The organism is Embleya sp. NPDC020886 (assembly GCF_044333915.1).
In the GTDB taxonomy this organism is placed as follows: Bacteria; Actinomycetota; Actinomycetes; order Streptomycetales; family Streptomycetaceae; genus Embleya.
Map to the genome: position 1 here is coordinate 583,799 of NZ_JBIRRX010000003.1, position 12,959 is coordinate 596,757.

The window sequence follows — 12,959 nt, forward strand, 5'->3', positions numbered from 1 at the left end:
ACTTGCACACTCGCGCGTCCCGGGCGGGTCGGTCGCCCGGTGACGTAGCGGTAAGCCTTGTCGTTGTTGCCGTTGGGCTCCTGAGCGTGGTCGGGGTCGGGCGCGGCGGTGGCGACGCGCTTCTGCATCGTGGTGGTGATGAAGTGGTGGCCGAGGGCCGCCGCCCGTGGATGCCTGAGCGGCCGACCGGTGCGGAGCGCCTCGGCGCCCTTGTCGTCCGACGTCCCCATGGACGGGTCGATAGCCGTTCGAGGGTCGGGGATGCCGCGACGGTGGTCGCGAAGTCGGCCAGGCCGAGTCGGATGAGCGCGGTGGCAGGGTGGTGCCGCGCAGGAGCCCGTCGATGTTGTGGCCGGTTGCGTTGCCGCCGTGTCCTGCGGAGCCCAGGTCCGAGCCGTGCCGGGTCGGGTGGAGGAGGCCGCGCGCGGCCTCCTCCGCACGAACCGGTGATTCTCCGAGTTCGTTTCGGCGAGCGGCCGGCCCGGCTGCCGCGCCGGTCGGGTATGCCGCCCGCGGTTGTTCGCAATCGCATGCAACCCGATCCGTGGCCGCCGCGTGACGTTTGTGATGCTCACGTTCAAGAACCCGGCGTCAGCAGCCGATGGACCAACTGCCAATGGCGTCACGGCGATTGCGGGCCCGACTCAGCCGGTCGGCTCTGCGGGCGAGCGTGCGCGCCGAACGTTGCGGCAGCCGATCCGGCGTGCACCCGCCCGCCGACGTCGACGCGGATGTCGACGCTCGGTGGTCGTGCGCCCCGGGACACCCGAATGACCCGAACGAAGGAGTAGCGTCTTGACCACTCACCCACGGCGTGGCACCAGGCCACGGCAATTGGCGGCGCTGGTGGCGGCCTTGTGCGGGTTTGTCGCCGTCACCCTGCTCGGTACGACTCCGGCGGCGGCGGCCGATCAGCGTCAGGCGATCTATGCCATCGCGCACCGGGTCGACACCCTGGACGGCGTGGACGCGGCGATCAACCACGGCGCCAACGCGATCGAGGTCGACGTCTGTGCCTGGTGGAATCCGAACGAATGGCGTGCCTGGCACGACTGTTCCTCGGCCGGTGAGAATCGGCTGGGCCCCAGCTTCGACAGCATGATCGACCGCATCCTCTCCAACGCCAACGCGGGACGCCGTCTGTCGCTGGTCTGGCTCGACATCAAGGACCCGAACTACTGCGGAGAGGCGCCGAACCGCACCTGCAGCGTCGCCGGACTGCGGGACAAGGCACAGCGCCTGACGGCCGCCGGCATCCAGGTGCTCTACGGCTTCTACGAGTACCACGGCGGCAACACGCCGGACATCGGCGGCCGGGGTTGGCAGAGCCTGGAGGGCAGGCTCGGCCCGCTGGAGGGCATCACCACGACCGGGACCCGCGATCAGGCCGTGAACGCGTTCAACCGATCCGGTTCCGGATTCCCGAACGGCAAGCGGGCGATGGACTACGGCGACAGCGACATCACCAAGGGGTTCGGCAACTGCACCGAGGCCACCTGGAATACCTGCGCGGAGCTGAAGAAGGGTGCCGGGGACCGCGCCGCCGGACGACTCGCGGCCACGTTCTCCTGGACGACCACCTACAACGATCCGTGGTACGTCGACAAGCTCCTCGGCAACGCCCGTGTGGACGGCATCATCGCGGGCTACGGCGCCTTCACCGGGGTGCGCGACTACGACAACAATTGGCAGTGCGGCAACGCGGTCAAGATGGTCCGTGACTGGGTGAACGGCCACAGCGGCACCCACCGCATGGCCAACAGCGGCGACCGCCTGTTCAGGTAGTCCCACGCGGTCCCGGGGGCGGGCGTGTGCCCCGGGGGACGGACCTGTGCTGTTTCCCGTCCTGCGGGTTCCGTCGGGCCGTCGGCCGCTTCCGGCCGACGGCCCGACGTTCGAAGGGAAGGAATGGAGTCGGGTCGGGTCGGATCGGGACGAAGTCCCCCACGGCTACGACGACTCCCTCGAATCGAAGCGTGGCGAAGCCCTGGGCGAGGCTCTGCTCTTCGTGCTTCCCGACCCGGCCCGGCCCGCTCCGGTGTGGCGTCGGGTCGGGGCGGGCCAGGAGTCGTGGTTAATTTGCATTTGGGATGCGTATTAAATAGCGTGCCTCTCATGCGATTGGCCATGTTCACGGATGTGGCGCTGCGGGTGTTGATGTGTCTCGCGGCGGCTCGGGACGACTTGCTGACCACCCGTCGGGTGGCGGAGGTCATCGGCGTTCCGTACACCCATACGGCCAAGGCCGTTGCGCGTCTCCAACACCTCGGGCTGGTCGAGGCCCGCCGTGGGCGTGGTGGAGGTCTGAGTCTGGGGGCGGGTGCGCCGGCGGCGTCCATGGGGGCGCTGGTCCGCGAACTCGAGGGGGCCGGCGATGTCGTGGCCTGTGAGGGCGACGTGCCGTGCCCGCTGGTCGCGAACTGCCGGCTGCGTGGCGTGCTTCGCCGTGCGCAGGAGGCGTTCTACGCGTCACTCGACCCGATCACCCTCGCCGACCTGGTCACCTCGCCGTCCGGCCCGACGCTCATCGGCATGATCGGCCGCGCGCCCACCGGGACCGGCTGATCTTTTCTCGGCTTTCCGTGTCTCTCGTCATCGCCGCCCTTTAATACGCATCTGAGATACCAATTAGGAGTCGCAATGTTGTCCGCCCAGACCACACGGACGGTTCGCGCCACGCTCCCGGCGGTAGGCGCCGCCATCGGCGACATCGCCGACCTGTTCTACAAGAAGATGTTCGCGGCCCACCCCGAGTTGCTGCGCGACCTGTTCAATCGCGGCAACCAGGCGGACGGTTCGCAACGGCAGGCGCTGGCCGGTTCGATCGCCGCGTTCGCGACCGCGCTCGTCGAGCACCCGGACGTTCGCCCGGACGCCATGCTGGCCCGGATCGCGCACAAGCACGCGTCGCTCGGCATCACCCGCGACCAGTACACGATCGTGCACACCCACCTGTTCGAGGCGATCGTCGACGTGCTCGGCGAGGCGGTGACGCCCGATGTCGCCCGTGCCTGGGACGAGGTCTACTGGCTGATGGCGAACGCCCTGATCGCGATCGAGGAACGGTTGTACGCCGAAGCGGGCGCCGTGGACGGGAGTACCTGGCGTACCTGGGAGATCGTGGAACGCGTCCAGGAGACCGCCGATGTCGCGACGTTCCGGCTGAGCCCGTGCGCCGGTGACGAGGTGCCGGGGTTTCGGCCGGGGCAGTACGTCTCGGTTCAGGTCGAACTCCCGGACGGAGCACGGCAGATACGGCAGTACAGCCTGTCCGCAGCGCCCGCTGAGACGTTGTCGATCACGGTCAAGCGGGTACACGGTGTGCCCGAAGGCGAGGTCTCCAACCACTTGCACGCGCACGGGCACGTGGGGTCGCGACTGACCCTGTCCGCCCCCTACGGCGACGTACCGCCGGTCGATGACGCCGCGCCCCTCCTGCTGATTTCCGCCGGCATCGGCTGCACCCCGATCGTGGCGATGCTGGACCACCTCGTGCGCGTCGACCACGCCGGTCCCGTCACCGTCCTGCACGCCGACCGGTCCCCGGCCGAACACGCGCTGCGGACCCGACACACCCGACTCGCCGACGAACTGGCCCCGGGAGCAGTGCACTTCTGGTACGAGTCGGCGGGGGCCGAGGACGTGCCCGCGACCCGTCGGGGCCGCATGGAACTGACCGACATCACGATCCCGACCGGCGCCCGCGCCTACCTGTGCGGCCCGTTGCCCTTCATGCGCGGAGTGCGTGCCCGGCTGATCGAACTCGGCGTGCGCCCCGCCGACATCCACTACGAGGTGTTCGGCCCCGACCTGTGGCTGGGCGGCGAGTAGCAGCGAACGCGCCGACGTACGGGCGACCGAACCGACTTCGGTCGCCCGACGGCCACCATCGGCGCACACGCTCCGTGCCACATCCGCCAATTGCCGGGGCCGACCACGCCGGCCCCGGCCGCCCGGGGGTTGCGTTCACTCGTCGACGCCGCGGCGATCACCGAATCCGAAGTTCGAACCACCGCCGACACCGGCCCGGCCCTCTTCCTCGCAACCGAGGTATCCGCCCGGCTCGTTCCGGCGCAGGGCCGCTGTCAGGTCTCAAGACATCGAGTCGTTGTCTCGGCGAACCGGGTCGATCGGGCTTCCGTCTCGTTCCTGTGTGGCAGGGGTCGTACGGTGACCTCGGTTGCGGTTCCCGAACGGGCGGGCGTCGTGGATGGCCATGAAATCCGCGATGAGGGCTGTCTCGACCGTGGCGGGATCCCGGTCGGGAGTCTCCTGCCAGGCCACCAAGAGGGCGTCCGCATCCGCGAGTTGCCACACGTACCGGCCACCCCGGTGGCCGACGGGCTTGCCCGCGCCGAACCGGCGGAACTCGTCCAACCGCTTGCGCAAGCCCCGCCGCCCATTGGCACCCACCGGCGCCTTGCCGACGTAGACCACCTCGGCGCCGTTCACCCAGGCCTCCCGCAACGTCGCCACGTCCACCGACGGGTCTCGGCCCTTGAAGTGTCCGGCGGGACTGACGGCAAGGAGTCCGGGCACCCCGCTTTCGACGCGCAGTACCACGTACACGCCGTCTGTCGGCGGTACACCGCTCCCCGGCGAAGCCTCGAACCGAACGAATCCCTTGAACCCGCGTGTCGCAAGTGTGGTGCGTGTCGGTCGAGTTCCGGCATCCGTGCCGAGGATCATGCACCACCGTCCCGACATCGTGTGCGCCGACGGCGAATTCAGCCGGCGGCAAGGCCCGACTTGCAACGACCGCGTCGGACATCGGAGAACGCCTTTCGGATGCTTGGTGAGACGACGCCTGGGTGGCTGAGACCGGACAGCGGCCGCAGGCCGGCGGGAGCACACCACTGAGCGGACATTCGCGTTGCGGACCCGATCGGCACGCGGGTTCCGGTAGGTACGTGCCGCCGTCGGGAGTCGGGGTTGCGGACGACGTCGACGGATGTGATGCGGTGCGCGTCGACGGTGAGGGCCGGTACCGACAGCACGTCCTGCGGATCGCGGACGACCAGCCGGGGGACTCCGTTGACGAACGCCGGGCGCAGGCGCAGGTGTTGCCCGGCGGTGAAGCCGAGCAGTAGTCGGGCCACCTGCTACGGCATGTTCGGGGTGGAGCCGGGGCCGATCGAGGCGTTCAACCCGGTGATGATCTGCGCGGTGGTCTTCGGGCTGTCCATGGACTACGAGATTTTCCTGGTCTCGCGGATCCATGGGGAGTGGAGGTGCACCCGGGATTACGCGTCGTCGGTGCGTGAGGGGTTGGCGCACACCGGTCGTTGATCACGGCGGCGGGCGCGATCATGGTCGTGGTCTTCGGCGCGTTCATGCTGAGTCCGCAACGCAGGCTGCAGCAGGTGGGGTTCGGGATGGCGGTGGTCATCTTCGTGGACGCCTTGATCATCCGGTGTCCGATCGTTCCCGCCGCCATGCAGCTCATGGGCCTTCACGCGTGGTGGCTTCCGGCGCCGTTGGCGCGGCTGTTGCCGAAGGTGGAGTTGGAACGGCACTGATCCGGCGCGCGGCACAACCGGGGGGCTTCCCCGGACCGGTTCGAGGCTGCCTTGGCGTGAGACCGGGCGGACCGAGCAACGGCGCCGCCGCTCGGGGTGTCGGACGCGTTCAGCCTCCTTCGAGTTCTCGGCGCACGGTGGCGGCGATGCGGGTGAGTGCGGTCTCCAGGTGGCGGCGTTGGGCGGCGGTGAGGGGGTCGAAGACGAGCCGCTTCACCTGGGCGACGTGTTCCGGGGCGCTTTCGACGAGTTTGTGCCGGCCGGTGTCGGTCAGGGTGGCGAGGGTGTAGCGGCCGTCGCCGGGGTCGGGTCGGCGGGCGACCCAGTCGCGGGTTTCGAAGCGGTCCATCGTCTTCGACAGGCGGGGCTGGGTGCTGTCGCAGACCCGGGCCAGGTCGCCGAGCCGCATCGTGGCCTCGTCGGCCGCGGACAGCCGGGCCAGCACGCCGTACTCGAAGTTGGAGATGCCCGCGTCCCGCCGGAGTTGGCGGTCGAGGGCCGCGGGGAGGGCGACGACGACCGTGAGCAGCGCCTGCCACAGGTCCTGCTGGTCGTCGTCGAGCCAGGGCGACTGGGTGTCCATGAGCCCCATCCTACTTGCCCGGGCAACTCGCATTGACTTGCCTGGGCAAGTCTTGGTGCGCTAGTTTTCAACTTGCCCAGGCAAGTGAAATAACTTGCCGAGGCAAGTCAATTGAGGAGCTGATCGCGACGACTGCCACGACCACGACCACCACGAACAGCCCGGCCTCCCCGAACGGCTTGACGTCTCCCGTCCCTGCGAGCGGGCCGGCCGGGGCGTACGACGACCTTCTTGCCCGGGTTCTGCCACAGGCGCGCGAGCAGCGGGTGTGGGAGCCGTCGGACGGGCCGCTGCCCAGCCTGTTCGTCAGCCACGGGGCGCCGTTCACCCTCGACGATCCGCAGTGGCTCGGCGACCTCTTCGACTGGGGCCGGTCGATGCCCAAGCCCCGGGCGGTCGTCGTGGTCTCGGCCCATTGGGAACGGGCACCGGTCGCGATATCCGGAGCCGCGGCCGGCACCCCGCTGTACTACGACTTCAGCGGATTCCACCCCCGCTACAAAACTCTTCCCTACGCGACCCCGGACGCCGGCGACCTCGCCCGGCGGCTCACGGGCCTGCTGGGCCGGACGCCGGTGCACGAGTTCGCCGACCGCGGCCTCGACCACGGCGCGTTCATCCCGCTCATGGCCATGTACCCGGCGGCCGACGTCCCGGTCGTGCAGGTGTCGATGCCCGGCCTCGACCCCGGCGCCCTGCTCGAACTCGGGGCACGGTTGCGGCCGTTGCGTGACGAAGGCGTCCTGGTACTCGGCTCGGGCTTCATGACGCACAGCCTCGCGGTCTTCCGGCGGCCGGAACTCGCGGCCGACACCGCGGCCTTCGACGCGTGGGCCGCCGACGCCCTCGCCCGGGGCGACGTCGACGCGCTCGTCGATTACCGCAACAAGGCTCCCGGTGCCGCGGTTGCCCATCCGACGGCCGAGCACTTCGTCCCGCTGCTGTTCACCGTCGGCGCCGCCGACGATCCCGGCAGCGCGGTGAGCGCCGTCGACCGCATGGTGATGTGCAACTCGACCCGGTCCGTGCAGCTCACCTGAGCGCCTCGACGCGCTCCACCGTCCCCCCGATCGCCGCACCCGCGGCGACGACATCGACACGCCCAGGAGGAAAGTGCCATGAAGGCAATACGTTTCCACGAGTTCGGCAGCAGCGAGGTCCTGCGCCACGAGGACGTCGAGCGTCCGGTCCCCGGCGCCGGGCAGGTGCTGGTGCGGGTGGCGGCCACCTCGTTCAACCCGGTCGACGACCACATCCGCGCCGGCGCCCTGGCCGACATGCTCCCGATCACCCTCCCGTACGTGCCCGGGATCGACCTGGCGGGCACCGTCGCCGAACTCGGCGCGGACGTGAGGGGCCCGAAGGTCGGCGACCCGGTCGTGGCGATGCTGCCCCTCGACTTGGCGGGCGGCGCCGCCGAGTACGTGCTCGCCCCGGCAGAGTCCCTGGCCCCCGCGCCTCGGACGATCGAGCTGGTCGACGCCGCGGCGCTGCCGCTGACCGGTCTGGCCGCCTGGCAGACGGCGTTCGAACTCGCCGAGCTGAAGCCCGGGCAGAGCGTCCTGGTCAACGGCGCGGGCGGCGCCGTGGGCGGCCTCGTGGTGCAACTCGCCGTCGACGCCGGGGCACACGTGACCGCGGTGGACACACCACGGCACGCCGACCGCCTGCGGGGCTACGGCGCCCACCGGGTCGTCGACCCCCTCGACCTCGCCGCCGGCCCGGCCGCCGTCGGCGGCCCGTTCGACGCCGTGATCAACCACGTACGCGTCTCCCCGGAAGAACTCGCGCAGCTCACGAACTACGTCGCCGACGGCGGGATCGCCGCCGGCACGGCCGGCCCGATCCCCGACGACCCCGCCCGGGGCGTGCGCACCGCGAGTTTGTGGGTCCGCAGCGACGGAGCCCAACTCGCCGAGCTGGTCGCCAAGGTGGACGCCGGCAAGCTCCGACTCCACGTCGCCGCGCACCGCCCGGCGACCGAACTGGCCGCCGTGCACGAGGACGCCGGCGCCGGCCGGCTGCCCGGCAAGACGGTCGTACTCGCACCCTGACCACACCCTGGCGGGGCCACCGGCCGTTCGTTCTCCCGCTGTGGTTTCACGGCGGCGGCGCTGATCACCACGGCCGCGCCCGCCTCGTGCGCAGCGGCGTCGAAGGCGCCGGGCGACGCGCTCGGATGCGACACCGGGCTGCGATGCGGGGCCGGGCCGGGAGCGCCGTCCTGAACGGCTGTGGCGGCCATATCTCCCACGGAGACCCCGACTTCAACGACGCCGGTCACCGTGTTGCCGACGCCGAGGTCTTCGGTGACGTGGCACGACCCGCGGCTCGGGGAAGTGGATGTCCTCGTTTCCCTGTGCGGCCAGTCGGATGAGGGGAAGGAGGGTTGCGTGGACGGTCCTGTCACGGCCGCTCGACGGGACATGATCCGCGCAACCCTCTGCGGTTTCCCGGGATACGCAACTCTTCCACGAGAGTCCCCGGCAGGTCCGCGGGGCCTACACGCAGGGCGAGTTCCAAGAATGCGGGTTCTCCATCCCGTCGGCCGTTCCCCGCGCGCAGGGGAGTGGGTGCGGACCTGTGACCCGCCTGTGTGGCCGCCGTTGCCGGTGTCGCGGACTTCCGGCACGGGGGCCGGCGAACCCCGCGCTCGCCGGCCCGTCTTCCGTCAGTGCGCGGGTGTGTCTTCGAGCCGGTACAGCTCCGGGACGGAGATCTTGATCGGCTCCTGAGTGGTCCGGGCGATCACGACGACGACCGGCTCGTTCGGGTCGGGATTCTCCTCGCGGTGGGGGACGAACGGCGGTACGTGGAGGAAGTCGCCGGGGCCGGCTTCGATGCGTACCTCCTTGGTGCCGTCGTGGTAGAAGTACAAAGGGTTCCCGCTGACCACGTAGACGCCCGCCTCGGAATCGCCGTGGTGGTGGTTGTCCGTCGCGCTGGACGGCGGATTGACCACCAGGCCCATCCAGAGCTTCCTCGAACCGACCGTGGCGCCGCTGATGACGGCCGCGGGCCCCTGCGCCTCGCCGGCGCGGATGTGGCGAAGCCGGTCCCCTCTTGGTGTTTCGCCGTCGTTCCCGGGTGCACCGTCGATGTCTATCGGGTTGCTCATCGCAAGCCTCCTGGTGGTTTGGAACGGCCGAACGGCCGTGCTTCAGACTGCGACCTCCCATCGGAAATGGCAAGAATCTTTGCTGTATCGGCAACGAGCGCGCGTCGGGCCGGTCGGCGCTTCCGATCCGGCTCCGCCCCGTTGTGCGGCGCCTGGGCGTACGCCGCGGCGCCGGTTGCCGACAGTGTGGAGCCCATGGGATGCGGCCGCCCTTGGCGGTGAGCAGGGTGTCGCGTTCGCCGAGGTGGCCGACGAGTTCGCGTTCGACTCGGCGGGCCGGGGGGCGACCCGGATCGCCGCGCTCGTACTGCGGGTCGTCGATGAACTCACAGCGGGCGGCGGGTTTCTGACGGATCGTCAGGATGTGAGGGCATGCTCCTGAGCGTGGGCGAGGGCGTCGATGGCAGCCCCCAGGGTCGTTATGACGTGGGCGCCGGCACCTGCGGCCTCGGGGGGTTCGCCGCATGGGCGATGCCGCGCAGGGTGGGGTCGACGACTTGCGGTTTTCGCCGCACCGGGACGGCCCGGAACCCGTATCGCCGGGCTCCGGGCCGAGCTGCCGTTCACGCCGATCGGCACGACGGATACCTCCCCTGTCGGCCGGAACCCGGTGTGGTCGCCGCCGCGCCCGCTCTGTGGCGAGCGCCCCGGGTTCGGAGGCGGGTCGATCCGTACAGGGAGGGGTGATCCGGTGTCAGCGGGGCGGTGCGGGTGCGGTGTGCTCGCGCAGTGTGGCAGCGAACTCCCTGGCGCGGTCGAGCTGTACGCGCAGCGCCTCGCAGCGCTGCAGCGTCGTCTCCTCGAATCCGCGCACCACCGCGATCAAAGCGGCCCGTTCGGGTGCGTCGGTGGCGGGGTCGTCGAGCCGATCGGTGGCCGCGAGCAGGTCGCGCATCTCCTCCAGCGAGAACCCGAGCGGTTTCATCCGGCGGATCAGCATCAACCGGGCCACGTCCGGTTCGGTGTACAGGCGGAAACCGCCCTGCGAACGCGCGGAGGGCACCACGAGGCCGACCTCCTCGTAGTGCCGAATCGTCCGCAACGACAACTCGGTGCGCTCGGCCACCTCGCCGATCTGCATGTGCGCCTGGTCCACGTGCGTCCTTCCGCCCTGAAGTCCGCAGCGAAGCCCCGGACGTGATCTCTACCGTAACGTTAGGGTAGGGTCGGTGGTCGACGGGGCCGATGGGTCCTGTGCCCGAACGACACCACGGCCAGGCATTCCGCGCCCCGCCCCGGTCCCAGGAGGGGGCGCGATGACATCGCCCGGCCCTGCCTCCTGCCCACCGTGATCCCGGCCCCTCGCTGACGCGGCGCCCTCCGGCTGCCGCTCGCCCTCGGCCGGTCACCCCACCACTTCCACCCGCGCCGCCCCGGTGAGCCGCGGCTCCCGACGGTGTCGCGGCACGCACGCGATCCCGCTCCCGCGACGCGGTGGCCGGCACGCCCGACACACCGAAGGTCCCGCCTTGTCCAATCCCGCCCCGTCCTCCGCCCGCCTGCGCATCGGGCGGCCCGCCTGGTTGTCGTCCCCGAAGGTCGCCCGCGTCGAGATCCTCGCCGGGCTGGTGGTCGCGCTCGCGCTGATTCCCGAGGCGATCTCGTTCTCCATCATCGCCGGCGTCGACCCCTCCGTCGGCCTCTTCGCGTCCTTCACCATGGCCGTCACCATCTCGATCGTCGGCGGGCGTCCGGCGATGATCTCCGCCGCCACCGGTGCCGTCGCGCTGGTCATCGCCCCCCTCGGCCACGATCGCGGACTCGGCTACCTCGTCGCCGCCGTCGTCCTGGGTGGCGTCTTCCAGATCCTGCTCGGGGTGCTGGGCGTGGCCAAGTTGATGCGGTTCGTGCCCCGTTCGGTGATGGTCGGGTTCGTCAACGCCCTCGCCATCCTGGTCTTCCTCGCGCAGGTGCCCCAACTCCACGACGTGCCCTGGGCCGTCTACCCCCTGCTGGGCGCCGCGCTGCTGATCATGGTGTTCCTCCCGCGCCTGACCAAGGTCGTCCCCGCACCGCTGGTGTCCATCGTCGCGCTCACCGCCCTCACCCTCGGCGCCGGCATCGCGGTGCCCGACGTCGGCGGCGAAGGCAGGCTCCCCTCCTCGTTGCCCACCCCCGGCATCCCGGACGTGCCCTACAACACGGACACGCTCACCACGATCGCCCCCTACGCGCTCGCCCTCGCGCTGGTCGGGTTGATGGAGTCGTTGATGACGGCCAAGCTCGTCGACGACATCACCGACACCCGCTCGAACAAGACCCGCGAGTCGATCGGCCAGGGCGTCGCGAACATCGTCACCGGGTTCTTCGGCGGCATGGGCGGCTGCGCGGTGATCGGGCAGACCATGATCAACGTCAAGAACGGCGCCCGCACCCGGCTGTCCACGTTCCTGGCCGGTGTGTTCCTGATGGTCCTGTGCGTCGTCTTCGGATCCGTGGTCTCCGACATCCCCATGGCCGTCCTGGTCGCCGTCATGATCATGGTCTCGGTCGGCGCGTTCGACTGGCACTCCATCGCGCCCGCGACGCTCAAACGTATGCCGATCGGCGAGACCACGGTCATGGTCGTCACCGTCGTGATCGTCGTGGCCACCGGCAACCTCGCCGTCGGTGTGGTCGTCGGCTCGATCACCGCGATGATCATCTTCGCCCGACGCGTCGCCCACCTCGCCGACGTCAACGCCGTGGTCGACCCCGACGGCGACAGTGTGGTCTACCACGTCACCGGCGAGATGTTCTTCGCCTCCAGCAACGACCTCGTCTACCGGTTCGACTACCCCAACGACCCCGACCACGTGATCATCGACCTGACGGACGCGCACATCTGGGACGCCTCCACGGTCGCCACCCTGGATGCCATCACCACCAAATACGCCCGCTTCGGCAAAACCGTCGAGATCACCGGACTCGACGAACGCTCCGCCGCCATACACGGCAATCTCACCGGCGAACTCTCACGCGGCCATTGACCGACCGCGTCCGCCGCCCGTGCCGACGGCGATGTCGAGGGCGGCGAACCACGCGCGTTCAGGCCCCGGCCGGCGGCAGCCGGTACCGGCCGGGCCCGGTCCGGCAAGTCCGGGCCATGGCCGGGAAGTACGTCCGATCCGAACCTCGGACGCCGTTCGTGTGGCGCCCCGTCACCTGAGGAGGAGGCGGCAATCGCGTTCGGCGAGGTTCAGGCGGGTCAGGGGCGCGCCGATGTCGGACGCGAGCCGCCCGGGGTCGAAGGCCGCCGCGAGGGTGGCCGGGTCGCCGGCGCGCACCGCGGCGCGTCGATCGCGGTACACCTGCGTGTCCCCGCGGACGGCGTCGGCGACCTCGGCCCAGGCAGCCGCCCAGGTCGCGTCCGTCGACCGGACGCGCGCGAGATCGCGCGTCGTGTGCTCGAACTCCCGGACGGCCCGGTCCAACGCGGCGATGGCGTCCGCCGCCGGGAGCCCCTTCCCGCGCACGGCGACCAAGGCTTCGAGGATCGCCCGCCGGTCCTTGGCGTAGTCCGGATTCGCGTTCCGTCGGGAGACGACCTCGCCGCATATCGCGGCGGCTCGTCCCGTGAACTCGGCGCGGTCCCCGATGCGGTCCGGGCCGGACGAGCCCCCACCCGAACACCCCAGGAGACTCACGGCTGCCAAGGTGCCGCAGACCGACAGGGCCGCAGCCCGAAGCGCGCCTCGACGGCTCGTCGCCCCCTCTTTCATCCCGACCCTTTCCTTCGTTCCCGCGCCAGGGAGCGGCT

General features: G+C 70.4%; 12 protein-coding genes and 1 pseudogene. 8 read left to right on the forward strand and 5 right to left on the reverse strand.

The annotated features are described in order from the left end of the window. Window positions 1–795: 795 nt before the first annotated feature. The 3 genes from ACH4U8_RS13410 to ACH4U8_RS13420 all read left to right on the forward strand — a co-directional run bounded on the left by ACH4U8_RS13410 (window position 796) and on the right by ACH4U8_RS13420 (window position 3,831). A complete protein-coding gene (locus ACH4U8_RS13410) occupies window positions 796–1,785 on the forward strand; it encodes a phospholipase (RefSeq protein ID WP_360319099.1) in 990 nt (329 codons plus the stop codon). Window positions 1,786–2,115: 330 nt separating this feature from the next. After that, a complete protein-coding gene (locus ACH4U8_RS13415; RefSeq protein ID WP_395777762.1) occupies window positions 2,116–2,565 on the forward strand; it encodes an RrF2 family transcriptional regulator in 450 nt (149 codons plus the stop codon). A 75-nt stretch (window positions 2,566–2,640) separates the two neighbouring features. Continuing rightward, entirely contained in the window at window positions 2,641–3,831 is a 1,191-nt protein-coding gene (locus ACH4U8_RS13420; protein WP_395777764.1) for a globin domain-containing protein, read from the forward strand. Window positions 3,832–4,092: 261 nt separating this feature from the next. Here the strand turns inward: ACH4U8_RS13420 and ACH4U8_RS13425 are convergent, their stop codons facing one another. Continuing rightward, on the reverse strand, window positions 4,093–4,569 hold the full coding sequence (locus ACH4U8_RS13425; protein ID WP_395777766.1) for a hypothetical protein: 477 nt from the start codon (window positions 4,567–4,569) through the stop codon (window positions 4,093–4,095). Between the two features lie 392 nt (window positions 4,570–4,961). Between ACH4U8_RS13425 and ACH4U8_RS13430 the strand changes: the two genes are divergently transcribed. Continuing rightward, on the forward strand, window positions 4,962–5,090 hold the full coding sequence (locus tag ACH4U8_RS13430; protein ID WP_395777768.1) for a hypothetical protein: 129 nt from the start codon (window positions 4,962–4,964) through the stop codon (window positions 5,088–5,090). 16 nt (window positions 5,091–5,106) lie between these two features. Next, window positions 5,107–5,519, forward strand: a pseudogene (locus ACH4U8_RS13435) (MMPL family transporter); the annotation flags it as partial. A 109-nt stretch (window positions 5,520–5,628) separates the two neighbouring features. On the opposite strand, the gene ACH4U8_RS13440 reads toward ACH4U8_RS13435, so the two are convergent. Further along, window positions 5,629–6,102 (reverse strand): MarR family winged helix-turn-helix transcriptional regulator, encoded by a 474-nt coding sequence (locus ACH4U8_RS13440; RefSeq protein ID WP_395777769.1) that lies wholly within the window; start codon window positions 6,100–6,102, stop codon window positions 5,629–5,631. A 179-nt stretch (window positions 6,103–6,281) separates the two neighbouring features. Between ACH4U8_RS13440 and ACH4U8_RS13445 the strand changes: the two genes are divergently transcribed. Both ACH4U8_RS13445 and ACH4U8_RS13450 read left to right on the forward strand, forming a co-directional pair. After that, window positions 6,282–7,142: a DODA-type extradiol aromatic ring-opening family dioxygenase gene (locus ACH4U8_RS13445; protein WP_395777771.1), complete on the forward strand. Its 861-nt coding sequence runs from the start codon at window positions 6,282–6,284 to the stop codon at window positions 7,140–7,142. Between the two features lie 78 nt (window positions 7,143–7,220). Next, window positions 7,221–8,156, forward strand: a complete 936-nt coding sequence (locus ACH4U8_RS13450; protein WP_395777773.1) for an NADP-dependent oxidoreductase — start codon at window positions 7,221–7,223, stop codon at window positions 8,154–8,156. Between the two features lie 617 nt (window positions 8,157–8,773). On the opposite strand, the gene ACH4U8_RS13455 is transcribed toward ACH4U8_RS13450, so the two are convergent. Next, window positions 8,774–9,220 (reverse strand): cupin domain-containing protein, encoded by a 447-nt coding sequence (locus tag ACH4U8_RS13455; protein WP_395777775.1) that lies wholly within the window; start codon window positions 9,218–9,220, stop codon window positions 8,774–8,776. A gap of 694 nt (window positions 9,221–9,914) precedes the next feature. Beyond that, window positions 9,915–10,316: a MerR family transcriptional regulator gene (locus ACH4U8_RS13460; RefSeq protein ID WP_360324356.1), complete on the reverse strand. Its 402-nt coding sequence runs from the start codon at window positions 10,314–10,316 to the stop codon at window positions 9,915–9,917. A 373-nt stretch (window positions 10,317–10,689) separates the two neighbouring features. Here ACH4U8_RS13460 and ACH4U8_RS13465 point away from each other — a divergent pair, with 373 nt between their 5' ends. After that, entirely contained in the window at window positions 10,690–12,189 is a 1,500-nt protein-coding gene (locus tag ACH4U8_RS13465) for a SulP family inorganic anion transporter (RefSeq protein WP_395777777.1), read from the forward strand. Window positions 12,190–12,360: 171 nt separating this feature from the next. On the opposite strand, the gene ACH4U8_RS13470 is transcribed toward ACH4U8_RS13465, so the two are convergent. Next, on the reverse strand, window positions 12,361–12,846 hold the full coding sequence (locus ACH4U8_RS13470; protein WP_395777779.1) for a hypothetical protein: 486 nt from the start codon (window positions 12,844–12,846) through the stop codon (window positions 12,361–12,363). Window positions 12,847–12,959: the final 113 nt, after the last annotated feature.